The organism is Stenotrophomonas sp. STEN021, assembly GCF_056760175.1.
The window spans coordinates 1-26,234 of the sequence record NZ_JBRREH010000070.1 but is presented as its reverse complement, the minus strand read 5'-3'; the positions used below and the strand labels follow the sequence as shown (position 1 = coordinate 26,234).

The window sequence follows — 26,234 nt, the reverse complement described above, 5'->3', positions numbered from 1 at the left end:
GGGGGGGGGGGGGGGGGGGGGGGGGGGGGGGGGGGGGGGGGGGGGGGGCGCCCGCCCGCCCCGGGGGGGGGGGGGGGGGGGGGGGCGGGGGCGCGGCCCCCCCCCCGCCGCGCGGCCGCGCGGTCCGTGGAAATAGGCCTGGATCCAGGGGTGGTCGAAGCGCTCCACCACCTCGATGCTGTCATTGACAAGCACCTGCCGATTGGCAAGCACCGCCACGCGATCGCAGATCGTGTAGAGCGAGTCCAGGTCATGGGTCACCAGGAACACGGTCAGCCCCAGCGCATTGCGCAAGGTCAGAATCAGCTGGTCGAACGCGGCTGCGCCGATCGGGTCCAGTCCTGCCGTCGGCTCGTCCAAGAATAGGATGCCCGCGTCCAAGGCTAGCGCCCGCGCCAAGGCCGCACGCTTGACCATGCCACCCGACAGGGATGCCGGCGACTTGTCGCCGGCATCCGGTGGCAGGCCAGCCAGCGCCAGCTTGCTGCGCGCCAGGTGCTCGGCCTGGGCACGCGGCAGGCCGGCGTGCTCGATCAGCGGCAGGGCGACGTTCTCGGTCACGCTCAGCGACGAGTACAGGGCACCCTTCTGAAACAGGATGCCGAAGCGCCGTTCCAGATGCGTGCGCGCTGCGCCGTGGAGCTGCAGCAGATCCAGGCCTTCGATGCGGACCACGCCGGCATGCGGGCGCTGAAGACCAACGATGCTACGCAGCAGGACCGATTTGCCGGTGCCCGAACCGCCGACGACACCCAGGATTTCGCCACGCCGAACGTCCAAGTCCAGGTTCTGGTGCACCTGCTGCTCGCCGAAGCGGTTGTCCAGCGCGCGCACCTCGATGGCATGAGTTGCCGTTCCGTTCGAAAGGCCGCTCACCAGCCCATCTCCATGAAGAACAGCGCCGCCAGCGCGTCGAGCAGGATCACGACGAAGATCGACTGCACCACGCTCGAGGTGGTGTGGTCGCCCACCGACTGCGCGCTTCCGGAGACCTTGAAACCCTCGTGGCAGCCGATCGCGGCGATCATGACGGCGAAGAACGGTGCCTTGCTCAGCCCGACCAGAAAATGCCGCACCTCGATCTTGTCCTGCACTATGGCCAGGAACTGCGCCAGCGAGATGTCGAGACTCAGCACGCAGACCGCGGCACCGCCAGCGATGCCCGCCAGAACGCCCACCAAGGTCAGCAGGGGCAGCGAGACCAGCAGTGCCAGCACCCGCGGCAACACCAGCAGCTCGATTGGGTTCAACCCTCCCGAGCGCAGCGCGTCGATCTCCTCGTTCGCTTTCATCGAGCCGATCTGTGCGGTGTAGGCGCTGGCGGTGCGCCCGGCGATCAGGATCGCCGGTAGCAGCACGCCGAACTCGCGCATGAACGAGAACGCGACCAGGTGCACGGCGAAGATGCTGGCGCCGAAGTTGGCCAGCACGGTTGCGCCGAGGAAGGCGACCACGGTACCGACCATGAAACTCAGCAGGGCGACGATGGGCACAGCATCGACAGCGACACGCTGGATCTGCGCGACCACCGCAGTCAGCCGCCAGCGCCGCGGGTACGGCGCAATGCGCAGCCAAGTCTCCAGGATCTGGCCGACGAAGCCGGCCAGATCCAGTAACGAATGCAGCCCCCGCTCGGCCGTTGCGCCGATGCCCGCGATGCCGCGCAGCCATGCAGGCGCGGAATCGAGCGCAGGGTGCCCCGCGACCTGTTGGGCCTCCGCAGCGTCCACCAGCACCTCCAGCAGGGCTCGGCGTTCCGGCTCCAGCCGTGGATCGGCGCGCAGGTGCTCGCGCGCCAGCACTGGGCCGAGCATCTCGACCAGCAGCGCCGCGCCCGCGGTGTCGAGCTGGCGGACCTGCGTCCAGTCTAGGAACGGCACCGCGCGCTGCGCACCGGGGTTTGCGCGCGCGTCGGATACCAACGTGGCCAATCGGCCGTAGTGCTCGATCGTCCAGTCGCCGCCGGCAATCCAGGCCGCGTGTCCGTCAGCGTTGGCCTCGCGGCGTAGCCATGCCTGCGTCATCGCAAAGCCTCCTGGTCGTGGCGCAACGCGGACCGGAGTCGGCGTGCATGCATGGCGGAGGGGAAACTCATGCGGTCGCTTCCCCATTCGTGGACTTGCCGCCGCTGCGCACGCGCAGCGAGAACAGCAGGTCGTACAGGATCGGAATCAGGCCCAGCGTCACCAGTGTTCCCAGCGCTAGGCCGCCGATCATCGTGATCGCCATGCTGGTCCACAGGGGACCGCCGAACAGCATCAGTGGGATCAGGCCGACGATGCAGGTCAGCTTGGTCATCACGATCGGGCGCAGCCGCATCACAGCCGCCGAGATCACCGCCTCGCGCCGCGCCAGGCCCGAGGCCAGTTCAGCCTCGATGCGCTCGAGCAGGAGTACAGCGTTGTTGACGATGATGCCGGCCAGCGCCAGCAGGCCGAAGGTGGCGATGAAGCCGAACGGGTAGCCGGTCAGCAGCAGCGCCAGGGCCGCGCCGATCAGCACGAACGGGATGCTCGCCACCACGATGAACAGCTTGCGGAAAGAATTGAATTGCCACACGAACAACAGCAGGATCATGATCAGCGCATGCGGCATGAACTGCAGCAGCGACTGGTTGGCTTCAGCCGAATCCTCTATCTCGCCGCCAAGTTCGATGCGGTAGCCCGGCGGCAGCTCGATCGCATCGATCTGCGGCGCGATCTCGGCGACGATTCCATTGGCGGTCATGCTGGGATGGCGGCCGGTGACCGTCAGCGTGCGCACCAGGTTGCGGCGCATGATCGTTGAGGGCTCGCTCGCCGTGGAGACCAACGCGATCGCCGATAACGGTAGCGGCGCGCCGCCCGCGCCGGGATAGACCAACGTATCGGCCGGGCTGCCCGCGGCATCGCGCTCGCGCGCATCGCCGCGCAACACGATCGGCGCAGCCACGCCGTTGTCGCGGATCAGCGAGGCCTGCAGGCCGCTGTAGCGCAGTTGCAGTGCTTGGGCCACGTCTTCGCTGCTGATGCCGGCGCGGCGCGCCTTGAGCTGGTCGACCTCGACCACGTAGCGCGGCACGCGCGGCAACCAATCGTCGTAGACGTCCTGAATACCAGGCAACCCGCGCAGCGCCGCGGCGATGCGCTCGCCCGTCTCGCGCAGCACCGCCTCGTCCGGGCCGACCACGCGGTAGATGGCCACGCCGGCCTCGGTCGCACCCAGCGGGAAGCGTTTGGGCTCGGCGCGAGCCTGCGGAAACGCCTCGCGCATGTACCGATGGGTGCGGTCGATCACCTGCTCGATGTCGGTGCCCTGCGCGACGCTGACGGTGAAGTAGGCGATGTTGCTGCCCGGCAGCGGGGGATTCAGGCCCAGCACGATGCGCGGACCGCCGTCGGCGACGTAGCCGATGCTATCGGTCACCTCTGGATTGACCTTGTCGTCGGCGAACCAGCGGCTCATCGCCTCCACCGTGCGCAGGGTTTCGCGCGAGTCGCTACCAGGTTGCAGGGTCACCGGCATCTGGAACTGCAGTCGGTCGGACTTGGGCAGGAAGTCGTAGGGGATCGACGCCAGCACAACGCCGGCGCCGGTCAGTAGCACCAGCATGGTGCCGATGAACAGCGCCTTGTGGTCCAGCACCCGGGTGATGATCCGGCGGTAGCCGCGGTAGAAGCGCGAATCGTACTGGCCAGCACCCTCGCCGTGGGACGGATGCACCTTGGCGAAGTACAGGCACAGCAGCGGCGTCACCGTGATGCTCAGCAGCCAGGAGCCGAGCAGGGTCAGGCCGAGTACGATCGGCAGCGAACGCAGGTATTCGTTGGTGGCGGTCTGGCCGATGAAGAACGGCGAGAACGCCATCACGATCACCAGCGAGGAGGTCAGCAGCGGCACCGCCAGCGTGCGGCCGGCCTCGATACATGCATGGCGGCGCTCTTCGCCGGCGGCCAACCGTCGTTCGATGTCCTCGGCGATGACGATCCCGTTGTCCACCAGCAGGCCGAGAGCCATGATGATGGCCGCGATCGATACCGTCTGCAGTTCCACGCCCAGCGCGCGCATGGCGATCAGTGCGCCGAGGATGGTCAGCGGCACGATCGCGCCGACGATCAGACCGGTGCGCCAACCCAGAAACAGCATCACGACGACCATGACGATCAGGATTGTCTCGCCCATGACCTGGTGCATGCGGCCCATCTCGCGCGCGACCACGTCGGCCTGGAAGGTGACCACGTGCTGCTCGAAGCCGGCCGGCAACTGCCGTGCGGTCTCTTCCAGCTTAGTACGCAGCTGCGCACCGAAGTCGCCGATGTTGTAGCCGGTGGCCATCGACACCGCGACCACCACCGCCGGCATGCCCTCGTAGACCGCGGCGCTCTCGGGCGGATCGGCCGGCATCACCTCGATCCGGGCAAGATGTCCCAGCGGCACCTCGCGCGTACCGCCCGCACCGGATGTGTCCGACACCGAGACCAGAAAGTGGCGCAACTCCTCGGTGCTGCGCAACTCGCCGGAAGTGGCCACCGTCATCGCCAGCCCCGAAGCCGACACCAGCCCACCGGGCGCGACCACGTTCTGCGCCTGCAACTGCTGCATCACCGAGGCCGGGCTCAGCCCGGCCTCGACCAGGCGCCCGCGATCGAACGCCACGTAGACCCGGTCTTCCTGCAGGCCATAGAATGTCACCCGCTCGACGCCAGGCAAGGTATGCAACTGCGCGCGCAGGTCGCGTAGCGGCTCGCGCATCTCGCTCATGCCGAAGCCCGGCGCGGTGACAGCGATCGAGGCCACCGCCACCCGTCCGAAGTCGTCGTCGACGAACGGCCCGAAACTGCCGGCTGGCAGGGCCTGGCCGGCCTCAGCCGACTTGGCGCGGACGCGCTGCCACAGCGCCGGCAGGTCCTTGACGTGGTCGTAGGCGGTGAGCTGGATAGTCGCGGTGCCGGGCCGCACCGTGGTGACGATCCTCTTGAGGCTGCCGATCTCGCGCAGGCGCTCCTCGACCGGCTTGGCCAGCAGGGCCTCGACCTGTTCGCTGGGCATGCCGGGATGCGAAATCGTCACCAATGCATCGCGAATCGTGACCGTAGGTTCTTCCTGTGAAGGAAATCCGAGAAAGGTGACGATGCCGCCGACCAGTACCATCAGCGCGGCGAACAGGGTCAGGCGGCTGGCACCGAGGGCCGAATGGGTCAGCTTCATGGGCGCCCCGCTTCATTCAGGCGCGAAGCGGAGCGGAACGGCAGCACCGCTTGGCCGTCGCTGAGGAAGGCGCCGCCAGCGGTGACCACCTGGTCGCCTGGCTGCAGGCCGGCGGTCACGCGCACGCGCTCGCCTTCGACCGAGCCGAGTTCGACGCGGCGGCGGGTCACGGTGCCCACCTTGGTATCGTAGACGTACACCGCATCCTCGCCCTGTTGTCCGACTACCGCCTGCAGTGGCACCGACAGGTCGACTGCGGACTCATTCGAAAGCGCGAGCAGCAGGCTGTCGCCGCTGCGCAGCGGTACCGAGGCCTCGGTCACGTCGAAGATTGCCTGGACGCTGGCACCGCCTTCCAGCCGTGAGGAGACGCTTCGCAAGCGCAGCTCGAACGTCGCCTGCGGCGCGTCCGAGCGCATCGCCCGCACCAGCGCGCCTGGCGCCAGGCCCTGCGCGACCGAGCTCGGCAGCGTCGCCAGCGCCTGCGGCTGGCCCTGGCCCTCGACCTGCAGCACGGTCTGCCCGACCAAGGTATCGGCCTGGGGCTGCAATTGGCGGGCCACCACGCTGCCGTCGAACGGCGCACGCAGCTCGCTCTGGCGCAGCGCGCGTGCAGCCAACGCGCGGTCGGATTCGGCCACGCGCAATTGCGCCCGTGCCGAGTCGTCGGCGACCTGGGCGCTGGTCAGCGTCGCTTGCGAAATCGCTCCGTCCTCGAACATCGCTTGCTGTTGTTGCAATTGGATCTGCCGTTCCCTGGCCTGCACGGTGGCCGCGCGCAGGTTCGCCTCGGCCTGTGCCAGCCGCAGCCGCGCCGGCTCGGCGTCCAGACGCGCAAGCACCTGGCCCTTGCGCACGCGGTCACCCACGTCCACGGCGATCTCGGCGATGCGCCCACCGTTCTCGAACGCCAATTCCGCGCGCTGCTCCTGGCGCAGGGTGGCGACGAAGCGCGAGGCGGCGGCGGCCGAACCGGCCCCGACGGCCTCCAGCTTGACCGTGCGCAGCGGTTCGGGCGCGGGCGTGTCGGGACTGCAGGCCGACAGCAGTAGTGTCGCGACCAGCAGGCCGGCGGGGACAATGGAGCGCGCAATGGGCATAAGGCTACCTCCGGTCGCCTGCGCGCCGGTCTGAAGGGGGGAAGGGATAGTCGGCGCCGCTGTCCAGGTGGAGCAATCCGGCACGGGCGAAAAGCGAAGCGTCATTGGTCGGGGTCCTCTCTCAAAGCCGGGCGGGCAGTTCGACGCCGTAGAAGGCCCTGAACAGTGCGATGCGGCTTAGCGCCAGATCGCGCTGAGCGTGCAGGTGGTCGAGCGTGGTGCGGGTCGCCTCGATACGGTCGGCCAGCAGGTCCTGGCGATCCGCCAGCCCGCGCGAGACGCGGCGCTCGGCGCGTTCGAGACGCAGCGCCGCGAGCCGATCCTGCTCGCGCAACTGGGCTTCGGACACGGCGAAGGTGGCGCGGGCGTCGAGCGCGTCGGCGACTTCGCGGAATGCGGCCTCGATGCTGCGCTCGTACTCGATCACGCCGGCGTGCCTGCGGGTCCAGGCCAGGTCGAGGTTGGCGCGGTTGCGGCCGAAGTCGAAGATCGGCAGCACCAACTGCGGCATGAACGACCAGCTGCGGCTGCCCGAGCTGAACAGATCGTCCAGCGAGTTGCTGGCGCTACCCAGCGAGGTGCTCAGGCGGATCGAGGGAAAGAAGGCTGCGCGGGCTGCGCCAATGTTCGCATTGGCCGCGCGCAGCTCGGCCTCGGCCTGGCGGATGTCGGGACGCTGCAGCAGCACCTTCGAATCCAGATCGCGCAGTGCCGCCATTGCGTCGGGCGCCTCGGCGAGCGGTGCCAGCGGGCCGGGTGCCACCTCCGCATCGAATCCGGTCAGCAGCTGCAACGCCCGCCGCGCTGCTGCGGCATCGTCGCCGGCGCGCAGTGCGGCCACCTGCGCCTGCTCGGTGGCGGCACGCCGGCGGTCCAGCGCGTCGCGTGCGATCAGCCCGATGTCGTACTGCCCTTGCGCGATCTCCAGCAGCGCCGCGTTGTCCGCATGCACGGCCTGCAGGCGCTGGTGCGCCTGCGTCGCCGCGCAGACCAGCGCATAGGCCCTTAGTACCTCGGCGACCAACGCGCCGCGCGCTGCCTCCTGCCCAGCCTCGCTGGCTAGATAATGTTCGCGAGCGGCATCGGATAGCGACTTCAGTCGTCCGAATACGTCCAGTTCGTAGTCGCTGATGGCGATGCCGGCACGCGACAGATCCTGCTGGTAGCGCTCGCGTAGCGCGGGATCGTCGAAGCTCTGTCGGGTCTGCTGCGCATCGATACCGGCCGTGGGCAGGCGCGCAGAGCGCTCGACGCGGTATTGCGCGCGCGCCTGCTCGACCCGAAGCGCCGCAAGTCGATAGTCGGCGTTGTGCGCCAGAGCGCGCACTACCAGCGGCGCCAGGGCGCCGTCGGGCGTCAGGGCGCCCAGGAACTCACGCTCCTGATCCGTCAGCGCCGCGGGCGCGGCCTGCTCTGCGGCGGTGGCGGCCGCTGCAGCGCGAAGCTGCCCGAACGTCGCCGGTACTGCCTGCGGCGGCCGCTCATAATGCGGTGCCATCGAGCATCCAGCGAGCCACGGCGCGGCCAGCACGGAGGCCATCAACCAGGCCGGGACATCGCCAGACAATTTTGGGAACATGCGAATTCTCCAGCGTGTTACAAGAATCGGTGTAGGTTGCCTTCGGGACTTGAAGGGATGTTTCGGGTTTTTTTTAGATTTGATTAAGAAGCGCCGCTTCGCGCCCAGCGCGATCACGTGGCGCATGCACGAGCGAGTGGAGTCAGCATGTCTCAACAGAAAATACTGGTCGTCGAGGACGATCTGGACAGCGCCAGCATCCTGGAGGCCTACCTGCACAAGGACGGCTTCCAGGTCAGCAAGGCACACGACGGCGCGCAGGCCCTGCAGTTGCACGCACAGTGGCGCCCCGACCTGGTCCTACTGGACGTCATGCTGCCCAAGGTCAGTGGTACCGACGTGCTCTCCGCTATTCGCCGTGTTGGCGACACGCCGGTGATCATGGTCACCGCCATCGGCGACGAGCCGGAGAAACTCGGCGCACTGCGCTACGGCGCCGACGACTACATCGTCAAGCCCTACAGCCCAAAGGAAGTGGTGGTTCGCGTGCACGCAGTGCTGCGCCGCGCACGCCCCTCGCCGCGGCCCGATGGTCTACTGCGCCACGGCAACGTCGTAGTCGATACCGGTGCGGTTTTGGCCAGCGTGGAGGATGCATCGGGACAGCCAATTCCGCTGTCCCTGACGCCTGCCGAGTTCAACCTACTGGCCAAGCTGTTGAAGACGCCGTTCAAGGCCTTCACCCGTCATGAACTGCTCGACGCCTGCTTGCCCGAAAGCGATGCACTGGAGCGGTCCGTCGACGTGCACATGCACAACCTCCGCCGCAAGCTAGAACAGCGTGGTGTGAGCGGCGTACTGATGACAGTACGTGGCGTCGGATACCGTTTCCAATGAAGCTGCGTACGCTGCTGTGGCCGCGCCGGCGTCCGGGCTCGCTATGGTGGTGGTTCGGTCTGCGCATGAGCGCGCTGGCCGTAGGAACCGTGTTGGCGGTGGCGATCGGCATGTGGGCGTACTTCGACATCGCCGATACGCTAACACTGCGCCAGGCACCGCCGGAGACGCGCCAGGAGATCGAGCGGCTGCGTGAGGATCCTCGCGGCAATGAGCCTCGGCTGTGGGAGCTGATGGAGCGCTACCACAACATCGAGCGATTCGGCCCCGGCCTGACCAATCCTGACTGGCTGATGTTGGCCGTCATGGTCGTCGTCGCAATCCCTGTCGTCATCCTGGTCGGGCTGTGGTTGTCGCGACCACTTTCGCGTCAGTTCGTACTGATCGCAGAAGCAGCCCGCAGAGTCAGTGAAGGCCATTTCGGTAATCGCGTCGATGCGGTGACTACCGCACCCGACGAATTGGCGGGCCTTGTGCGCAACTTTAACGACATGACCACGCGGCTACAGCAGTACGAGCGCGAGGTGCGTGACTCCAGTGCGATGCTGGCGCACGAATTGCGCACGCCGCTCAACGCGGCCATGGGCCGTGTCCAAGGCATGATGGATGAGGTCTTCCCGCTGGAGCAGGATCAGCTTGGTGCGATTCTTCGCCAGCTCGAGCAGATCAACCGGCTGGTGGGCGATCTACACCTGGTTTCTCTGGCGCGTGCCGGGCAGCTCCCGCTCGAAATGGACAGCTTCCCGCTGCAGGAACTGATTGCGGAGCGGCTGGAATGGGCCGCAGCTGACCTGGATCGAGCAGGCATTAAGCCGGTTGTGTCGGCTGCGACCCATATCCAACTGTATGCCGACCGAGATCGCATAGGGCAGGTACTGACGATTCTCGTCGAGAATGTCCTGCGTTACGCGGCGCGCGGCAAGACACTGGAGATCGACGCAAATAGTACGCCGTTGGGCACAACGATTACCGTCTCGGACCACGGGCCTGGCGTCGCACCAGAACATCTTCCCGCGATGCTCGACCGCTTCTGGCGCGCCGAAACCTCGCGAGCGCGTCATTCCGGTGGAAGCGGACTTGGCCTGGCGATAGCTGCGGCCGTCTGCCGGGCACACGGGGGCGAGCTGGAATGCGGCAATCGTAGCGCTGGCGGCTTGATCGTAAGCGTGCGCCTGCCGACGCGGACTTTTGTCTCGACCGGTTGACCTGAGACCTGAAGTAAGCGGACGAAAGTCGTGGCGAATACTGAGCTACGAATTGGCGAGCTGGCTATTAGGGAATGCGCCGGCCCAGTCAAGTGCTTCTGGCAACTGCCAGTCTCGTCGAGAGACTTATCCAGCATTGGACAACGGCAGCAAGCGGATCTGAATTCATCTCTCAACTGATCGGCCTTTTTACCGGTGTGCGAAGCCGCGCAGTTCGTCACCAAAGGTGTGCTGGTAGCCAGTCACAACATCGATTGCGGATAGGGCTGCATGTGCTGCGCGTACTGTTTGATGGTGTCCTGACGCAATCCATGCCTAACGAAAGGTCAACCATATCCAAAGAAAATCTTTAAATTCCACGCGCATGCTCGCCACGCTCCGAAAGCAAGCTGCCGTGCAATGCTCATCCCGTCCCTGCTTCTGCCGCCCCGGCAGGCAATCCAGCCCGCACTTCTGGAGCGAGCCGGCAGTTTCCATCGCGCCACCGCGCCCGCTCGGGGGTTGTTCTTACTCTCCGTGCTGTGCTGGGTCTCGACGGCACTGGCCAGCGAGCCATGCCAAGCTCCCGCCACCCCCAGAAGTGCGAGCACGCTCAACCTGCGCATGGACAACGACCTGCTCGGCGGCACCGGCCAGGATCAGGGATATTCCAACGGCATATTGGCGACGCTGGTCTCCCCTAACCTAGCAGATCAAGCGAATTCGACCTGCCTGCCGGGCGTGGCGCGCTGGCTCAGCCAGCAGTTTGCCGAACGACAATCATCGACCATCGATGAATGGCATCTCACTGCCGGATTCGGCCACCTGATGTTCACGCCCACGGAGCGAAAGCGGCGGGGCCTGATTGCCAGCGACCGCCCCTACGCCGGGGCGCTGATGTTCAGCTTGGGATACAGCGCGCGCACGGGTGATGTCCTGCGGACGTCCCAGTTGCGCGTCGGCGTGGTAGGCCCCTCGGCCAAGGCTGGCGAAGTACAGAACGCGCTGCACCGCGTCATCGGTGCTGACAGCTCTCTTGGCTGGGACAATCAATTGCATGACGAGCCCGTGATCCAACTGATTCACGAGCGGCGAGAGCGTCTGCGCAGCAGCTCCTCGTCCCAGGCTTGGCAGTGGGACGCCATCGGGGCGGTGGGTGGCAGCATTGGCAACTTCGCGACTGCCGCCCATGCAGGGATGGAACTGCGCCTGGGCACTGAGTTGTCGGACGACTTCGGCATGGCGCCGCTGCGTCCGGCCGGTGAGAACACCACAGCCTTTCAAACTCTCGCGGATGGCATGTGGCGTAGCCACCTGTTCCTGTCCCTCGATGCCCGCTGGGTGATGCGCGACATCACACTCGATGGCAATACCTTCCGCAACAGCCACAGCGTCGATAAGCGCCCCTTCGTCGCCGACATCGGCTACGGCATCGCGGCCGACCGCGGGCGCTGGCGGATCGCCTTTGCACGTTATCACCGCACCCGCGAGTTCGCAGGGCAGCGACAACGACCGGTCTTTGGTAGCGTCACCTTCACCCGAGGCTTCTAAGGAACAGTTCGAGACATCCAGAGGTTATCGTCCCAGCGCCGCATTCGCGCCGTGCAATGGCAAGCGACTTAACAAAATCCAAAAGAATCCCAAAAGAATTCTTCAAGCAAGCCCGGCAGGCTGCTACGGCGGACAGATGCACAAACGCACAACGTGAGGCGGAAGAAGCTTGGGCACGACCTGGTCGTTTCGTCCGCCGACAAGCGTTTGTCATGGTTGCCGCAAAGCCGACCATAAAGTCGCATCCGATTTGCAGACTCCGGACATACTACCAAGGCGGACACATGAACAAATTTGTAGCCATCATTTTTCCAGATGAAGCGCGGGCCTACGAAGGGGTCCTGGCGCTTCGCGAGCTGCATCGAGAGGGCAGTATCCTCCTTTACGGCGAAACGGTAGTCGTCAAGGACGAAGCCGGCAAGCTCTCGATCAGGGAAGCCAAGTCGGCGGGCGGGCTTGCAACCACGATTGGCGCAGTTACTGGTGGTCTTCTCGGCTTGCTGGCAGGTCCGTTCGGCACAATCGCAGGACTGACCGGCGGCGCGCTTCTCGGCGGGCTTAAAGATATATTCGATGCTGGAATTTCTGGGGATTTTATCAAGGTCATCTCCGAAGAACTTACGCCTGGCAGGAGCGTGGTCATTGCCGAAATCGATGAGGGCTGGACTTCGCCCCTTGATATTCGCATCGCCCCTCTAGGCGGCGTGGTGGTGCGTACGTTCCGTCACGAAGTCGAGGAAGCCCAGATCCGACGCGAGATCAATGACATCACGAACGAATTGACGTACCTACGCGAGCAACTGCTCCAAGAGGGTAAGCATGCTGGCACAGAACTAAAGGTGCGCATCGAACTGTTGGACAAATCCTTGGCCGAAGCCAGCAAGCGAATTCAAGGGAAGGCCAAAGCTCTTCGCGAAGAAACGGAGGCTGTAATCGTCTCATTACAAGCGCAGGCCGAGGGGGCTGTCGAATCGGCTGGAAAGCGGATTGAACAACGCATTGCCGATATCCAGGAAGACTACGATAAGCGCGCTGCCAAACTCGAACAGGCTTGGGAACAAACCAAGGCCGCGCTGAGATAGCGGCAAAGAAAGCGATCGTCTAAATCGTTGCCCATTGCGCTCTAACGACCCGCGCGGTCGTCGTGGTGGAAGTGCTCGCAATTCTCCTTCTCCAGTTGGATGAGGTCGCTGGCAAGCTGGTTTCAATCCCTCCCGATCCGAGGGAAAGGAGGTCGAGCCAGATGTATGGATGAAATGTGTTAATGAAAAAATACGCAATGGACATCAGGTCGATATGCAATTAGTGAACCTAAAGGATCGGTCGTTCATTCTCGCGCTGATCGTAATTACGCTGCTCTTCGGCCTACTGCTATGGCCGTTCTACGCAGCAATCTTTTGGGCGACGGCGCTAGCAGTGCTGTTCTGGCCGCTCTACGAGCGCATCTTGTCATCGATGCCTCGATCCCCGGCACTGGCATCTCTTTTGACCATAGTAGCGTGCGTGCTGCTCGTAGTGGTTCCGCTTGCACTGGTCGCTATATCTGCTGCGCAGGAAGTAGTGCAACTCTACGATCACCTACTGGCTGATGGCGGCAGCGGCATCGAAGCCCGTATACATCAGGCCGTAAAGACGGCTCCTCCTTGGTTGCGGGCGTGGCTGGAACGGATGGGCCTCAACCAGTTGGATGGCATCCGCGGCAACACAGTACAGATCCTCGAACAAGCGCTGCAATTCATCGCCTCGCACGCCGTCGCAGTTGGTCAAGATACGCTGCGGCTTGCAGTGAGCTTCACGTTGATGCTCTACCTTCTTTTCTTTGCTTTCCGTGATGGAACGAAGGTGGTCGAGAATTTACGTGACGCATTACCAATCGAGCGCAGCTACTTGGGTGAGTTGGGGCTTCGGTTCGAGAACATGGTGAAAGCGACGATTAAGGGAAGCCTGATGGTCGCGGGCATCCAGGGTGCGCTTGGAGGCGTGCTGTTCTGGTTGCTCGGAATCCAAGGAGCAGTTTTGTGGGGTGTCGTAATGGCAGTGCTGTCACTAATCCCCGTGCTGGGGGCGTGGTTGGTCTGGGGGCCGGTGGCACTTTATCTTCTAGCAACGGGTGAAGTGGCAAAAGCGGCTCTTATGGCCGCGTTCGGCGCCGGTGTAATCGGATTAATCGACAACATCCTGCGACCGATCCTCGTTGGTAAGGAAGCTCGCATGCCGGATTATATCGTCCTGCTATCCACTCTCGGTGGAATCTCGCTTTTTGGATTGACCGGTCTCGTCGCTGGACCGGTTATCGCGGCCTTTTTTATGGCGGCCTGGTCATTGTTTGTCGCAGGAAACACAAGTGGCGAATCCAGCACTCCGCATGCTTCAGCCGAGCCCGAGAATTCGGGGTAGAGATTAACTCCCGGGTATGGCGAGACCATGACAATGGAACTACGACACCTTCGCTATTTCCTTGCCGTAGCCGAAGAATTGCACTTCGCCCGTGCGGCTGAGCGGCTGCATATTGAGCAATCGCCGCTGTCGCGCGCCATCAAGGAGCTTGAAGAAGAACTGGGCGTGATTCTGCTTGCCCGCACCACTCGCAGCACACGACTTACTCGTGCCGGAAAGTTATTTATGGATCATGTGCCGCGCGTCTTCGCAGCATTGCAGCAGGCTCGCGATAGCGTGCAAGCAGCTGCGAACGGCTTCCACGGGCAGTTGCGCGTGGCTCTTTCCGATGGCATCACCCCGTCGCGTTTGCCGGGGCTCTTGGCGCTGTGCCGCCAAGAAGAGCCAGAGGTTGAGCTTCGGTTCTTCGAGGTGCCTCTATCGCAGCAGATCAAGGGACTGCATGATGACCTCTATGACGTGGGTTTCGCGCAGTCCGACGAAGTGGGCGACAGAGTTGTCGCCATGCCGGCCTGGAGCGATACGCTTATGGTGGCGGTGCCTGCGCGGCACCCTCTGTTGGTCCACAAGCGCATCCCTTTGGATGCGCTGTTGCGTTACCCGCTAGTGCTATGCGATCCACAGGTGTGCGAGGGTCATGCCAAGCACGTCGAACGTGTGCTGCGTCGGACAGGCATGGAGCCGTTGATAGCCGAGCGTGTGGCCTCCTGCGATCTGATGATGGCGCTGGTATCCGCAGGCTTCGCGTTGGGTCTGACGGGCGAGGCGCACATTTCCACCAGTCGCGAAGCGGGCGTTGTGGCACGGCCGCTTGCATCGCGTGTGCCGCCGCTGACGACCTACTTGCTGCGCCTTGAGGGCGATCCATCCGATGAGATCTCGCGCTTCATCGAGCGAGTGAAGGCCATCCAGTCGCCAGAGTCTCCCAAGCATCGACCTGATTCCCCGGGAGCGCTTGCGCCATGAAAAGGATCATCCCGCTTTTGCTGGTGACCGCGATGACTGCCTGCGGCCAGTCCGAAGCGCCTCAGAAGATCAACGCTTCCGAAGCGAATATTCCAACAGTGGAAGAGCTTGCGGCCAATCCTGAACGGCTCAAGGAACTGCGCCAGCACTGCAAGACTGACCGCCCAAAGTTGGGTGGCGTGCTGTGCAACCGGGTGGCCGAAGCTACGCGCAAGCGGTTCTATGGCGACGGCGAAACGCCATACACGCCTCCGAAGGAACCGCCCAAGTTCTGATCGTTGTCGGTTCGACGCATCATCTTCATTCTCCTGTTCGACACGCCGCAATGCGTCTTCGCTTGCGGCGCTTTTCTTTGACTCGCCACTGCACTCATTCTTTCTTTTTTCTTGACTTTTCTGCTCAACACGGTCTTTGACCAGCACTGACTTGACACCGAACCTGACGCCTGCGGCACGCCCCTGTGCCGCGATCTCCATGAGGAATCAGCGCAGGAGAAATCGGAGGCCAGGTCATGCAAGGGACGAACGTGCTGTTTGGTCAGATCGCCGTGGTGCTCGGCATCGTGATCGCCGGAGTGTGGGCCGCCACACAATGGACGGCAGCGGCCCTTGGCTATCAAGTACGCCTTGGCTCGCCCTGGTTCGACTTTCTTGGCACGTCGATCTACCACCCGTGGAAACTGTTTGAGTGGTGGTTCTTCTTCGGCGCCTATGCACCGGAGGTCTTCGACACCGGCGGCGCGATTGCCGGCGCCAGCGGCATGGCCGCCGTGGGCGTCGCCATCGCCATGTCGGTCTGGCGCTCGCGTCAAGCACGCATGGTCACAACCTACGGCTCTGCGCGCTGGGCGAACGCACAGGACATTCGCAAGGCTGGCCTCACACAGCCTGCCGGCGTGTTCCTGGGCCAGCATGATCGCCAATACCTGCGTCATGAAGGCCCGGAACACGTCCTGACCTTCGCACCCACGCGCTCGGGCAAGGGCGTTGGCCTCGTGGTGCCGACGCTGCTGTCATGGCCGGCCTCCGCCGTCATCCACGACATCAAGGGCGAGAACTGGCAGATCACCGCCGGCTGGCGCTCGCGCTTCTCGCACTGCCTGCTGTTCAACCCGACCGATGTGCAGTCGGCGGCCTACAACCCGCTGCTGGAGGTTCGACGCGGCGCGCATGAAGTTCGCGACGTGCAGAACATCGCGGACATTCTCGTTGACCCCGAAGGCGCGCTGGAGAAGCGCAACCATTGGGAGAAAACCAGTCACGCGCTGCTGGTCGGGGCCATCCTGCATGTGCTCTATGCGGGCGAAGACAAGACGCTGCGCGGCGTCGCCAACTTCCTGTCCGACCCGGCCAGCCCGTTCGAGCTGACTTTGCATCGGATGATGACCACGCCCCATCTGGGCAATGGGCCGCATCCTGTCGTCGCTTCGGCGGCGCGCGAAGTACTCAACAAGTCGGACAACGAGCGTTCCGGCGTGTTGAGCACCGCCATGTCGTTTCTCGGCCTGTACCGTGATCCGACCGTGGCCGCAGTCACGTCGCGCTGCGACTGGCGCATCGCTGACCTGATCGCTGCCGAGCATCCGGTGTCGCTGTATCTGGTGGTGCCGCCTTCGGACATTTCTCGGACGAAGCCGCTCATTCGCCTGATCCTCAACCAGATCGGTCGGCGCCTCACCGAATCGCTCGATGGCTCCGACGGCATCGAGCGTCGCCACAAGCTGCTGCTGATGCTTGATGAGTTCCCGGCGCTGGGACGCCTGGACTTCTTTGAGACGGCGCTGGCCTTCATGGCCGGCTACGGCATCCGCAGCTTCCTCATCGCGCAGTCGCTCAACCAGATTGACAAGGCGTATGGGCAAAACCACTCCATCCTCGACAACTGCCATGTGCGCGTGACGTTCGCCACGAACGACGAGCGCACCGCCAAACGGATCTCCGAGACGCTGGGCACGGCCACCGAGCTGCGCGCCCAGCGCAACTACGCGGGCCACCGACTCGCGCCGTGGCTCGGGCATCTGATGGTGTCGCGCCAAGAAACAGCGCGCCCGCTGCTGACGCCGGGCGAGGTGATGCAGCTTCCGCCTGACGAGGCGGTGGTGATGGTGTCCAGCGTCGCGCCGATCAAGGCCAAGAAGCTGCGCTACTACGCGGACAGCAATTTCAAGCGCCGTGTGCTGCTGCCTCCCGCGCTCGCGGACGGGCAGTACGCGGACGTGCCGCCGTTGCGTCTGGACGACTGGAGCGGCCTGGCGATTCCCGCCGTGCCCGTTGCGCCGGCGTCCGATACCGCCGAGGGCTTCGCTGCCTCTGCCGACGACGGCGGCCCGCGCCGTCAGCCCGAACTCTCCGAAACCGTCGCCTACGCCCCTGAGCTGGCCGCGCCTGCGGCCGACCTCGCGCTGCTCGATGACGACGACGACCTGCCGCTTCCCCTTCCTCGCCAGCTTGACCCATCCATGCAGCGCACGGCGCGGCTGGCTTCCCTCGACCCCAACGACGGAATCGAGCTATGAGCCACTACCGCCTCAATCTGTTCATCCAGCCTGAGCACGCCAAGCGGCTCGATGAACTGGCTGCCAAGAAGGGCGTGTCCAAGTCGTCCATCGTCGCGGCGGCGCTCGCATCGTGGCTGTCGCCCGATGCCGGCGACCAGCGCGAAGCGGCCATTTCCAAACGGCTTGATCGCCTCTCGCGCCAGGCCGAGCGCATGGAGCGCGACCAGAACATCGCCATCGAAACGCTGGCGCTGTTCATTCGCTACTACCTGACCGTGAGCACGCCGGTTCCCGAGGCGCATCAAGACGCGGCACGCGCGCAGGGCAAAGTGCGCTTCGAGCAGTTCACCGAGCAGCTTGGCCGCCACCTGCTGCGGGGCCGCAGCCTGGTTCGTGACGTGGTGGAGGAACTGCATCCCGATCCGATGCGGATGGAGGACGCGGCGGCAGCCGCGCAAGCGCAGGAGCGTGCTTCATGAGCGCCGCTCCGCAGTCCATGAGCGCCACGTCGCTCGACCGGCGCATCCAGATGCTGCGCACGGCGATGGGGCCGCTGATCGCCGCCGCGCTGGAAGACCCGGACGTGGTGGAAATCATGCTCAACCCCGATCGCACCCTTTGGGTGGATCGCCTGTCGTCGGGTCGTGCGCCGATCGGTGTGGAGATGCCCGAGGCCGATGGCGAGCGGATCATCCGCCTCGTCGCGGCCCATGTGGGCGCGGAAGTCCATCGCGGCCAGCCGCTGCTATCCGCCGAACTGCCCGAAACCGGCGAACGCTTCGAGGGCATCTTGCCGCCCGCCGCGCCAGGGCCGGCCTTCGCGCTGCGGAAGCGCGCCATCGGCGTGATCCCGCTGGAGCGGTACGTCATCGACCAGATGATGACCGCCGCCCAGGCGGGCTTTCTCGTTCGCGCCGTGCGCGAGCGGCAGAACGTCCTGATCGCCGGCGCCACCAGCAGCGGCAAGACCACGCTCGCCAATGCGCTGCTGGCCGAGATCGCCGCCACGGGCGACCGCGTGCTGGTGCTTGAAGACACGGTGGAGCTGCAATGCGCGGCCCGTGACCACGTTCCGCTGCGCACCCGCGCAGGCGTGGTATCGATGACCGAGCTGGTTCGCTCGTCCATGCGCCTGCGGCCTGATCGCGTCGTCGTTGGCGAAGTGCGCGGCGCCGAGGCACTGGATCTCATCAAGGTGTGGGGCACAGGCCATCCGGGCGGCATCGCCACGATCCATGCCGGCTCCGCGCTCGGCGCGCTGCTGCGCCTGGAGCAACTGATTCTCGAAGTGGCGGTGAATCCGCCCCGTGCGCTGATTGCCGAGGCGGTCAACGTGGTGATCCACATAGCCGGACGCGGGCGCAAGCGCCGCATCGAGAGCATCGCCCGCGTCGTCGGCTTCGACGGCGTGGGCTACCAACTGGCGGACGCGCTGGAAACGCCGTTTCCCGAGCTGCCGCCACGTCCCGATGCCGCACCCGCTGCGGCGACTTCCCGATCCCCTCACTCACTTGGAGAACTGCCATGACGCAGATGACCATTCCTGCTTTCCGTGTTTCCGTAAATCCGCCTTCTCACTTGTCTAACTCTGCACGGCTGCGCTGCCTGGGCCGCCCTGCGGGGCAAGGACTGCTGCTGGCCGCGCTGCTGCTGTTCCTGGCTGGAACAGCACAGGCCGCCGGCTCCTCGATGCCGTGGGAAGGCCCGCTGCAATCCATCCTCGAATCCATCCAGGGGCCGGTAGCTCGCATCGTCGCCGTCATCATCATCATCGCCACGGGCCTCGCGCTCGCGTTCGGCGACACGTCTGGCGGATTCCGCAAGCTGATCCAGATCGTCTTCGGCCTGTCCATCGCTTTCGCGGCTTCCAGCTTCTTCCTGTCGTTCTTCAGCTTCTCCGGCGGGGCCGTCGTATGAGCGCCCCGGACGCCTTCACGGAAGGCTTCGAGGTGCCGCTGCATCGCTCGCTGACCGAGCCGATTCTGCTGGGCGGTGCGCCGCGCACCGTGGCGATCGCCAACGGCACGCTGGCTGCCGCGGTCGGCCTGGGCCTGCAACTGTGGATTCCCGGCGTGGTGCTCTGGATCGTCGGCCATTCGCTGGCGGTGTGGGGTGCGCGCGTCGATCCGCAGTTCATGCAGGTCTTTGCGCGGCACATCAAGCACCGCCCGCTGCTGGACGTGTGAGGGGAGGACGCCGCGATGCTGAACCTCGCCGAATACCGCCAGCGCCCGGCCTTGCTTGCTGACTGGCTGCCCTGGGCCGGACTGGTCGCACCGGGCGTCGTCTTGAACAAGGACGGCAGTTTCCAGCGCACAGCCCGGTTTCGTGGGCCCGACCTCGACAGTGCGACGCAAGGCGAACTGATCGCCACGTCGGCGCGCTTGAACAACGCCCTGCGCCGCATGGGATCGGGCTGGGCGCTGTTCATCGAAGCCGACCGCCGGGCCGCTGCCGACTATCCGCGCTCGGAGTTTCCCGAACCGCTTTCGTGGCTGGTGGAGGAAGAACGCCGGGCCGCCTTCGAGGAATCGGGCCATCACTTCGAGAGCGGCTATCACCTAACGCTGCTTTACCTGCCGCCGGAAGAATCCCGCGCCCGCGCAGCCAGGATGCTCTACGAGAACACGCCGACGAATGGTGTGGACTGGCGCGAGCGGCTGCAAGCCTTCGTCGCGGAAACGGATCGCGTCTTTGACCTGCTCGACGGCGTGATGCCGGAAATTGACTGGCTCGATGACGCGCAGACGCTGACCTACCTGCACGCGACCATCTCGACGCGGCGCTATCGCGTGGGCGTGCCCGAAGTGCCGTTCCACATCGACGCGCTGCTGACCGATTCCGCGCTGGTCGGCGGCCTGGCGCCCATGCTGGGCGACCAGCACCTGCGCGTGGTGTCGGTGCGCGGCTTCCCGACCTCGACCTGGCCAGGGATTCTGGACGACCTCAACCGCCTCGGTTTTGCGTACCGCTGGAGCACGCGCTTTCTCTGCCTCGACAAATCCGAGGCGGAACGGGAGTTGGGACGCCTGCGCCGCCAATGGTTCGCCAAGCGCAAGAACGTCATCGCGCTGCTGCGCGAAACGATCTTCCAGCAGGAAAGCCCGCTGGTCGATACCGACGCCAACAACAAGGCCGCCGATGCCGACGCTGCCTTGCAGGAGCTAGGCAGCGATCAAGTCGCCTTCGGCTATCTGACGGCGACCGTCACCGTCATGGACGAGGACGCTGCCGTCGCAGACGAGAAGCTGCGCATGGTGGAGCGCGTCATCCAGGGTCGGGGCTTCGTCACCATCCCTGAAACGCTCAATGCCGTGGATGCCTGGCTGTCTTCGATCCCCGGCAACGCCCACGCGAACGTGCGCCAGCCCATCGTTTCGACGCTGAACCTGGCGCACATGATGCCGGTGTCGGCGGTGTGGGCCGGGCCAGAGAAGAACGACCACCTCGACGGCCCGCCGCTGATCGTCACACGCACCGATGGCGCCACGCCGTTTCGCCTCGTGACGCACATCGGCGATGTGGGCCACACGCTGGTCGCGGGGCCGACTGGCATGGGCAAGTCGGTCTTGCTCGCCACGCTGGGGATGCAATTTCGCCGCTATCGCGGCTCGCGCATCGTCGCCTTCGACATGGGCCGCTCCATGCGGGCTGCGATCCTCGGCCTGGGCGGCGAACACTACGACCTGGGCACGGATGGCGAAATCGCTTTCCAACCACTCGCGCGTATCGACCGTGAGGGCTATCGCACGTGGGCCGCCGAATGGATCGAAGGCCGCTTGGTGCACGAAGGCGTGGCGGTCGGCCCCGACGAGAAGACAGCTATCTGGTCGGCGCTGGGAAGTCTCGCCGGTGCGCCGGTGGAGCAGCGCACGATGACGGGGGTCTCCGTGCTGTTGCAATCGAACACGCTGCGCCAGGCGCTGTCGCCTTATGTGCTAGGCGGTGCCCACGGCAAGCTGCTGGACGCCGACCATGACCGCCTCGGCATGGCCGACGTGCAGTGCTTCGAGATGGAGGAGCTGATGCACAGCAAGGCCGCCGTCATGGCCGTGCTGCATTACCTCTTTGCGCGCTTCGATGAACGCTTCGACGGTGCGCCCACGCTGCTGATCCTCGATGAAGCGTGGTTGTTCCTCGATGACCCGGTGTTTGCCGCGCGTATCCGCCAGTGGCTCAAGACGCTGCGCAAGAAGAACGTCAGCGTCATCTTCGCCACGCAGAGCCTTGCCGACATCAAGGATTCGAGCATCGCGCCCGCGATCATCGAAAGCTGCGCCAGTCGCATCTTCCTGCCGAACCCGCAGGCGACCGAACCGCAGATTCGCACGATCTACGAGGGCTTCGGCCTCAACAGGCGACAGATCGAAATCGTCGCAACCGCGCAGCCCAAGCGCGACTACTACTACCAATCCCGCCTCGGCAACCGCCTGTTCGACCTCGACCTGGGGCCGGCGGCGCTGGCGTTTGTGGGCGCTTCCACGCCGCAAGACCAGCGCGACATAGACCGCGTGCTGCTGGACGCCGGCGTGCCCGGCTTCGCGGGCGCCTGGCTGCGCCATCGCGGCCTCGATTGGGCGGCCGACCTGCTGCCCTCGTTCCCCGGCCTCGCGCCGGGTTCCCTCGCTGACCAACCCCTGGAGAATCTGCCATGAAGAAGCGTCTTATCGCCGCCGCCATCGCGGCCATGCTTTGCACCGCCACCGCCCATGCGCAATGGGTCGTGGTCGATCCCACCAACCTCGTGCAGAACACGCTGACCGCGATCCGCACGCTGGAGCAGATCAACAACCAGATCCAGCAGCTTCAGAACGAAGCGCAGATGCTGATGAACCAGGCGCGCAACCTCGCCAGCCTGCCGTCCAGCGTAGTGAACCAGTTGCGCGCCAATCTGGCGACGACCGAGCGGCTGATCGCGCAGGCCCGCGGCCTGGCCTACGACGTGACGAATCTGGATCGGGAGTTTGCGCGCCTGTATCCCGAGCAGTACGCCGCCACCGTCAGCGGCGACCAGATGTACCGCGATGCGCAGGAGCGTTGGCGGAACACGCTCAACGGCTTGCAGACCACGATGCAGATGCAGGCACAGGTGTCGCAGAACCTGGGCGAAGACGAAAGCGTGCTGGCTGACCTCGTGGGCAAGAGCCAGTCGGCCGAAGGCGCGCTCCAAGCCATGCAGGCCATGAACCAGTTGCTGGCCTTGCAGGCCAAGCAGTCGATCCAGTCGCAACGGCTCCAGATCACGCAGGATCGTGCGGCCTCGCTGGAACTGGCGCGGCAGGCGGCCGCCACCGAGCGAGCGCGCGAAGTGCGGCGGCGTTTCATCGGCGATGGCACGCCGTACACGCCGCAGCGCGTGGATTTCTACGGCAATTGACAGGAGGCCGCCATGCGATGCGTCCTTGTCCTGTGTGTCGCGCTGGTGGCCGCTTGCGGCGAGCAGCCGGCCGACCACCTTGCCGATGCCTTGGCCGCTGATCCCGTGCGGCTCAAGGCATTGCGCGCGCAATGCGCGGCCGACCGGCAGGCCACGGGCGAGGACGCTTGCCGCGCCGCTGCCGAAGCCTTCCGGCGGCGCTTCTTCTCCGGCCAGGCTGAGCCGGATGAATACCAGACCTTGGCCGACCTGCCGCCGATCCCGCCGAGCTTCGAGGAGCCGGCCGATGGCGTGGCTCCCGCAATGCCACCCGAACCGGAGGACACGCCATGAATGACGTGACCATCATCGACCAGTTCCTCAACACCTTCGCCGCCTATATCGACTCGGGTTTCGGGCTGCTGCGGGGCGAAGTGGCGTTCCTCACGGCTACGCTGATCGTCATCGACATGACGATCGCTGGACTGTATTGGGCCATGAGCCACGCCACCGGCCAAGGCGAGGACGTGATCGCCAAGCTGCTGCGCAAAGTGCTGTACGTCGGCGCCTTCGCCTACATCATCAACAACTTCAACTGGCTGGCGAGCATCGTCTTCCGCTCGTTCGCGGGATTGGGCATCACCGCCACCGGCTCTGCCATCACGATGGAGAACTTCTTGCAGCCTGGCCGGTTGGCGAAAACCGGCCTTGACGCGGGCGGGCCGATCTTCCTCCAGCTCGACGACATGATGGGATTTCCCGAGGTGTTCTTGAACCTCGATGCCATCTTGGTGCTGTTCCTCGCCTGGCTGGTCGTGGTGCTGTGCTTCTTCGTGCTGGCGATCCAGCTTTTCATCACGCTCATCGAGTTCAAGCTGACAACCCTCGCGGGCTTCGTGCTGGTGCCGTTCGCGCTTTGGAACAAGACCTCGTTCCTGGCCGAAAAGGTCTTGGGCAACGTGGTGGCCTCCGGCGTCAAGGTGTTGGTGCTGGCCGTGATCGTCGGTATCGGCTCGGGCCTGTTCACTCAGTTCCAAGTCCACCCCGATGAGCCGTCGCTCGACCACGCACTGGTCATCATGCTGGCCTCGCTCACTTTGCTGGCGCTGGGGATCTTCGGCCCTGGTATCGCCACGGGCCTAGTGTCCGGTGCGCCGCAGCTCGGCGCGGGCGCGATGGCAGGCGCTGCCATCGGTGCGGCCGGGACGGCGGTAGCTGTCGGTGCTGCCGCGACGGGTGTAGGCGGTGCCGTAGCCGCTGGCGCACGTATGGCACCGGCTGCCGCCAAGCTGGCCGGCGCTGGTGCGCGTGCGGCCACGTCGGCGGCTGGCAGTGCGAAATCGGCGTTCCAGGCCGGCTCCGCCGCCGCAGGCGGTGGTGCGAAAGGCGCAATGGCGGGCCTGGGCAACGTCGCCAAGACCGGCGCGCAGGCAGCCGAACGAGGCGCGGCATCCCGCGCCTCCGCTGCCGGGCAACGCATGGCCGCTCCCTTCCGCGCTGGCTGGAATGGCGCTGCTGCCGATGGCGGCGCGGCATCCGGTCAGGGTGGCGCAGGCGAGGCCACAGCCGGCGCGGCTACCGCCCAGAAGCAGGAACAGCCCGCTTGGGCCAAACGCCTGCACCGCCGCCAGCAACTCACCCATGCCGCGACCACCACCGCCCACACGCTACGCGGTGGCGATGGCGGCGGCTCCGGCCAGGGGCCGAGCCTGCGCGATTCCGATTCATAAGGAGAACTGACCATGCGATTCAAGAAACCGCAGGTGCGCTATGCCGACACGCCGCAGCCTGCCACGCCGTACCAAGCTGCCGGCCAGGTGTGGGACGAGCGCATCGGCTTGCCGCGCGTGCAGGCGAAGAACTGGCGCCTGATGGCCTTCGGCTGCCTAACGCTTGCGCTGCTGATGGCCGGCGGCCTGGTGTGGCGCTCGGCGCAATCCATCGTGACGCCCTACGTCGTGGAGGTGGACAACGCGGGCCAGGTACGCGCCGTGGGCGAAGCCGCCACGCCATACCGGCCCAACGATGCGCAGACCGCGCACCACATCGCGCGCTTCGTGACGCTGGTGCGCTCGCTGTCCATCGACCCCATCGTCGTCCGCCAGAACTGGCTCGACGCCTACGACTACACAACCGACAAGGGCGCGGCCGTGCTCAACGACTACGCACGGGTCAACGACCCGTTCGCGCGTATCGGCAAGGAGTCGGTAACGGTGCAGATCACCAGCGTCGTGCGCGCCAGCGACACGTCTTTCAACGTGCGCTGGACGGAACGCCGCTACGTCAACGGCGCCGCGGCGGGCTTGGAGCGGTGGACGGCCGTGGTGTCCATCGTGCTCCAGCCGCCGCGCACCGAAGAACGCTTGCGCAAGAACCCCCTGGGCATCTACGTCAACGGCCTGTCGTGGAGCCGCGAACTGGATTCTTCCGAAGGAGCCAAGCCATGAATGATCTTCTCCGTAAATCCGCCTTGCCGGTGATCCTGCTTGCCCTGGCGGGCTGCGCTACGCAGGGCAAGCCACCGCCGACCATCTCGCTCGATGAGCCGGTGCAGGCCCAGCCGCTACCCGAGCCATCCGCGCCGGTGGAGGTGGTGGCCGTGCCCGAGGTTCTGCCGATGCCGGCGCAGTTGAAGCCATTGCCCGAAGCCGAGGACGCCAAGCCCACGCCGGAGCCAGCCGACGAGAAGGTGCGCGTCTCACGGGCCAATGCCGAGGCGCGCGTCGCACCCACGCGCGAGGGATACGTCAACGCGATTCAGGTGTGGCCGTTCACCGATGGCGCGCTCTACCAAGTCTATGCAGCCGTGGGCCGCGTGACCGTGATTTCGCTCCAGCCGGGCGAGGAGCTGGTGACGGTGGCCGCTGGTGATACTGTGCGCTGGATCGTGGGCGATACGTCCAGCGGCAGCGGTGCCGACCTGCGCGTCAATGTGCTGGTCAAGCCGATCCGCTCGGGCCTCAAGACAAATCTCGTCATCACCACCAACCGCAGGACGTACCTGCTGGAGTTGGCTTCGACGGAAAAGACGTGGATGGCGTCGGCGTCCTGGGAGTATCCGCGCGACCGGATGCTGGCCTTGCAGCGCCGGGCGCAGGCGGCCAGCGCAGCCGCGCCGGTGGATTCCGGCTTGTCCTTGGAGAACCTGCGCTTCCGCTACGCGGTCAGCGGCAGTAATCCGTCGTGGAAGCCGCTGCGCGCCTTCGACGACGGTGCGAAGGTCTATATCCAGTTCCCCGTCGGCATCGCGCAAGGCGAGCTGCCGCCGCTGTTCGTGATCGGGCCGGAAGGCGACGGGCAACTGGTCAACTACCGTTTCCGCTCGCCGTATTACATCGTGGATCGGCTGTTCGGCGCGGCCGAACTTCGCCTGGGCGGAGACAAGGGCGACGTGGTGCGGATTGAGCGCACGGACGGCGTTGCGCGGAGGAACTGACCATGAGCCAGGACGACACCCCCGCCCGTGCCCCGCCCCCCGGGGGCCACGGCGCGCCCCCCACGGGGGCGGCGCGCGCCCCCCCCCCCCCCGGCCCCCCCCCGCAACCGCCCCCCCGGGGCCAACGATTACGGCGGCGGTAGG

The 26,234-nt window shown here is 65.4% G+C and carries 23 protein-coding genes; 18 read left to right on the top strand and 5 right to left on the bottom strand.

Annotated features, from left to right (window positions below):
- The 5 genes from ACVOL0_RS14750 to ACVOL0_RS14730 form a co-directional block, all read right to left on the bottom strand.
- Positions 1-879, bottom strand: an 879-nt coding sequence (locus tag ACVOL0_RS14750) for an ABC transporter ATP-binding protein (RefSeq protein WP_481549730.1), incomplete at its 3' end; no start/stop codon positions are given.
- On the bottom strand, positions 873-2,024 hold the full coding sequence (locus ACVOL0_RS14745) for an MlaE family ABC transporter permease (protein ID WP_023093948.1): 1,152 nt from the start codon (positions 2,022-2,024) through the stop codon (positions 873-875). The genes ACVOL0_RS14745 and ACVOL0_RS14750, both read right to left, overlap by 7 nt.
- Positions 2,025-2,091: 67 nt before the next feature.
- Positions 2,092-5,187 carry an efflux RND transporter permease subunit gene (locus ACVOL0_RS14740; protein ID WP_023093949.1) on the bottom strand — a complete coding sequence of 1,032 codons (3,096 nt, stop codon included), beginning with the start codon at positions 5,185-5,187 and terminating at the stop codon, positions 2,092-2,094.
- Positions 5,184-6,287 carry an efflux RND transporter periplasmic adaptor subunit gene (locus tag ACVOL0_RS14735; RefSeq protein ID WP_023093950.1) on the bottom strand — a complete coding sequence of 368 codons (1,104 nt, stop codon included), beginning with the start codon at positions 6,285-6,287 and terminating at the stop codon, positions 5,184-5,186. Before ACVOL0_RS14735 ends, ACVOL0_RS14740 begins: the two co-directional genes overlap by 4 nt.
- Positions 6,288-6,408: 121 nt before the next feature.
- Positions 6,409-7,866, bottom strand: coding sequence for an efflux transporter outer membrane subunit (locus ACVOL0_RS14730; protein WP_023093951.1), 1,458 nt, complete (start codon positions 7,864-7,866; stop codon positions 6,409-6,411).
- Between the two features lie 147 nt (positions 7,867-8,013).
- Between ACVOL0_RS14730 and ACVOL0_RS14725 the strand changes: the two genes are divergently transcribed.
- The 18 genes from ACVOL0_RS14725 to trbG all read left to right on the top strand — a co-directional run bounded on the left by ACVOL0_RS14725 (position 8,014) and on the right by trbG (position 26,090).
- Positions 8,014-8,703: a response regulator gene (locus tag ACVOL0_RS14725; protein ID WP_023093952.1), complete on the top strand. Its 690-nt coding sequence runs from the start codon at positions 8,014-8,016 to the stop codon at positions 8,701-8,703.
- Positions 8,700-9,908 (top strand): sensor histidine kinase, encoded by a 1,209-nt coding sequence (locus ACVOL0_RS14720; RefSeq protein WP_023093953.1) that lies wholly within the window; start codon positions 8,700-8,702, stop codon positions 9,906-9,908. Before ACVOL0_RS14725 ends, ACVOL0_RS14720 begins: the two co-directional genes overlap by 4 nt.
- A gap of 501 nt (positions 9,909-10,409) precedes the next feature.
- The gene (locus ACVOL0_RS14715) at positions 10,410-11,438 is read left to right on the top strand and encodes a lipid A deacylase LpxR family protein (protein WP_414715478.1); all 1,029 of its coding nucleotides are present in this window, start codon (positions 10,410-10,412) and stop codon (positions 11,436-11,438) included.
- Positions 11,439-11,722: 284 nt separating this feature from the next.
- Positions 11,723-12,520 carry a DUF1269 domain-containing protein gene (locus ACVOL0_RS14710; protein ID WP_023093955.1) on the top strand — a complete coding sequence of 266 codons (798 nt, stop codon included), beginning with the start codon at positions 11,723-11,725 and terminating at the stop codon, positions 12,518-12,520.
- Positions 12,521-12,689: 169 nt separating this feature from the next.
- Positions 12,690-13,835: an AI-2E family transporter gene (locus ACVOL0_RS14705; protein ID WP_055312169.1), complete on the top strand. Its 1,146-nt coding sequence runs from the start codon at positions 12,690-12,692 to the stop codon at positions 13,833-13,835.
- A gap of 33 nt (positions 13,836-13,868) precedes the next feature.
- On the top strand, positions 13,869-14,801 hold the full coding sequence (locus ACVOL0_RS14700) for a LysR family transcriptional regulator (RefSeq protein ID WP_023093957.1): 933 nt from the start codon (positions 13,869-13,871) through the stop codon (positions 14,799-14,801).
- Positions 14,798-15,076 (top strand): EexN family lipoprotein, encoded by a 279-nt coding sequence (locus ACVOL0_RS14695; protein ID WP_023093958.1) that lies wholly within the window; start codon positions 14,798-14,800, stop codon positions 15,074-15,076. The genes ACVOL0_RS14700 and ACVOL0_RS14695 overlap by 4 nt, the downstream gene beginning before the upstream one ends.
- Before the next feature lie 236 nt (positions 15,077-15,312).
- A complete protein-coding gene (locus ACVOL0_RS14690) occupies positions 15,313-17,316 on the top strand; it encodes a conjugal transfer protein TraG (RefSeq protein WP_023093959.1) in 2,004 nt (667 codons plus the stop codon).
- Positions 17,313-17,777: a ribbon-helix-helix protein, CopG family gene (locus ACVOL0_RS14685; protein WP_023093960.1), complete on the top strand. Its 465-nt coding sequence runs from the start codon at positions 17,313-17,315 to the stop codon at positions 17,775-17,777. Before ACVOL0_RS14690 ends, ACVOL0_RS14685 begins: the two co-directional genes overlap by 4 nt.
- Positions 17,774-18,826: a P-type conjugative transfer ATPase TrbB gene (gene trbB / locus ACVOL0_RS14680; protein ID WP_023093961.1), complete on the top strand. Its 1,053-nt coding sequence runs from the start codon at positions 17,774-17,776 to the stop codon at positions 18,824-18,826. The genes ACVOL0_RS14685 and trbB overlap by 4 nt, the downstream gene beginning before the upstream one ends.
- The gene (locus ACVOL0_RS14675; RefSeq protein WP_023093962.1) at positions 18,823-19,215 is read left to right on the top strand and encodes a TrbC/VirB2 family type IV secretion system protein; all 393 of its coding nucleotides are present in this window, start codon (positions 18,823-18,825) and stop codon (positions 19,213-19,215) included. Before trbB ends, ACVOL0_RS14675 begins: the two co-directional genes overlap by 4 nt.
- The gene (locus ACVOL0_RS14670) at positions 19,212-19,484 is read left to right on the top strand and encodes a VirB3 family type IV secretion system protein (protein ID WP_023093963.1); all 273 of its coding nucleotides are present in this window, start codon (positions 19,212-19,214) and stop codon (positions 19,482-19,484) included. Before ACVOL0_RS14675 ends, ACVOL0_RS14670 begins: the two co-directional genes overlap by 4 nt.
- A gap of 15 nt (positions 19,485-19,499) precedes the next feature.
- On the top strand, positions 19,500-21,953 hold the full coding sequence (trbE, locus tag ACVOL0_RS14665) for a conjugal transfer protein TrbE (protein WP_023093964.1): 2,454 nt from the start codon (positions 19,500-19,502) through the stop codon (positions 21,951-21,953).
- Positions 21,950-22,675 carry a P-type conjugative transfer protein TrbJ gene (gene trbJ, locus ACVOL0_RS14660; RefSeq protein ID WP_023093965.1) on the top strand — a complete coding sequence of 242 codons (726 nt, stop codon included), beginning with the start codon at positions 21,950-21,952 and terminating at the stop codon, positions 22,673-22,675. The genes trbE and trbJ overlap by 4 nt, the downstream gene beginning before the upstream one ends.
- Positions 22,676-22,687: 12 nt before the next feature.
- Positions 22,688-23,008 carry a hypothetical protein gene (locus ACVOL0_RS14655; protein ID WP_023093966.1) on the top strand — a complete coding sequence of 107 codons (321 nt, stop codon included), beginning with the start codon at positions 22,688-22,690 and terminating at the stop codon, positions 23,006-23,008.
- The gene (gene trbL / locus ACVOL0_RS14650) at positions 23,005-24,384 is read left to right on the top strand and encodes a P-type conjugative transfer protein TrbL (protein ID WP_023093967.1); all 1,380 of its coding nucleotides are present in this window, start codon (positions 23,005-23,007) and stop codon (positions 24,382-24,384) included. Before ACVOL0_RS14655 ends, trbL begins: the two co-directional genes overlap by 4 nt.
- 12 nt (positions 24,385-24,396) lie before the next feature.
- The gene (gene trbF, locus ACVOL0_RS14645; RefSeq protein ID WP_023093968.1) at positions 24,397-25,101 is read left to right on the top strand and encodes a conjugal transfer protein TrbF; all 705 of its coding nucleotides are present in this window, start codon (positions 24,397-24,399) and stop codon (positions 25,099-25,101) included.
- A complete protein-coding gene (gene trbG, locus ACVOL0_RS14640) occupies positions 25,098-26,090 on the top strand; it encodes a P-type conjugative transfer protein TrbG (protein WP_023093969.1) in 993 nt (330 codons plus the stop codon). The genes trbF and trbG overlap by 4 nt, the downstream gene beginning before the upstream one ends.
- Positions 26,091-26,234: the final 144 nt, after the last annotated feature.

Bases quoted from the DNA above. Each gene is read 5' to 3' on its own strand.
- ACVOL0_RS14690 (WP_023093959.1), top strand. From the start codon at position 15,313: ATGCAAGGGACGAACGTGCTGTTTGGTCAGATCGCCGTGGTGCTCGGC.
- ACVOL0_RS14700 (WP_023093957.1), top strand. From the start codon at position 13,869: ATGGAACTACGACACCTTCGCTATTTCCTTGCCGTAGCCGAAGAATTG.
- ACVOL0_RS14740 (WP_023093949.1), bottom strand. From the start codon at position 5,187: ATGAAGCTGACCCATTCGGCCCTCGGTGCCAGCCGCCTGACCCTGTTC.
- ACVOL0_RS14710 (WP_023093955.1), top strand. From the start codon at position 11,723: ATGAACAAATTTGTAGCCATCATTTTTCCAGATGAAGCGCGGGCCTAC.
- ACVOL0_RS14670 (WP_023093963.1), top strand. From the start codon at position 19,212: ATGAGCGCCCCGGACGCCTTCACGGAAGGCTTCGAGGTGCCGCTGCAT.
- trbE (WP_023093964.1), top strand. From the start codon at position 19,500: ATGCTGAACCTCGCCGAATACCGCCAGCGCCCGGCCTTGCTTGCTGAC.
- ACVOL0_RS14655 (WP_023093966.1), top strand. From the start codon at position 22,688: ATGCGATGCGTCCTTGTCCTGTGTGTCGCGCTGGTGGCCGCTTGCGGC.
- trbJ (WP_023093965.1), top strand. From the start codon at position 21,950: ATGAAGAAGCGTCTTATCGCCGCCGCCATCGCGGCCATGCTTTGCACC.
- trbL (WP_023093967.1), top strand. From the start codon at position 23,005: ATGAATGACGTGACCATCATCGACCAGTTCCTCAACACCTTCGCCGCC.
- trbG (WP_023093969.1), top strand. From the start codon at position 25,098: ATGAATGATCTTCTCCGTAAATCCGCCTTGCCGGTGATCCTGCTTGCC.
- trbB (WP_023093961.1), top strand. From the start codon at position 17,774: ATGAGCGCCGCTCCGCAGTCCATGAGCGCCACGTCGCTCGACCGGCGC.
- ACVOL0_RS14745 (WP_023093948.1), bottom strand. From the start codon at position 2,024: ATGACGCAGGCATGGCTACGCCGCGAGGCCAACGCTGACGGACACGCG.
- ACVOL0_RS14695 (WP_023093958.1), top strand. From the start codon at position 14,798: ATGAAAAGGATCATCCCGCTTTTGCTGGTGACCGCGATGACTGCCTGC.
- ACVOL0_RS14730 (WP_023093951.1), bottom strand. From the start codon at position 7,866: ATGTTCCCAAAATTGTCTGGCGATGTCCCGGCCTGGTTGATGGCCTCC.
- ACVOL0_RS14685 (WP_023093960.1), top strand. From the start codon at position 17,313: ATGAGCCACTACCGCCTCAATCTGTTCATCCAGCCTGAGCACGCCAAG.
- ACVOL0_RS14725 (WP_023093952.1), top strand. From the start codon at position 8,014: ATGTCTCAACAGAAAATACTGGTCGTCGAGGACGATCTGGACAGCGCC.
- ACVOL0_RS14675 (WP_023093962.1), top strand. From the start codon at position 18,823: ATGACGCAGATGACCATTCCTGCTTTCCGTGTTTCCGTAAATCCGCCT.
- ACVOL0_RS14705 (WP_055312169.1), top strand. From the start codon at position 12,690: ATGAAATGTGTTAATGAAAAAATACGCAATGGACATCAGGTCGATATG.
- ACVOL0_RS14735 (WP_023093950.1), bottom strand. From the start codon at position 6,287: ATGCCCATTGCGCGCTCCATTGTCCCCGCCGGCCTGCTGGTCGCGACA.
- trbF (WP_023093968.1), top strand. From the start codon at position 24,397: ATGCGATTCAAGAAACCGCAGGTGCGCTATGCCGACACGCCGCAGCCT.
- ACVOL0_RS14720 (WP_023093953.1), top strand. From the start codon at position 8,700: ATGAAGCTGCGTACGCTGCTGTGGCCGCGCCGGCGTCCGGGCTCGCTA.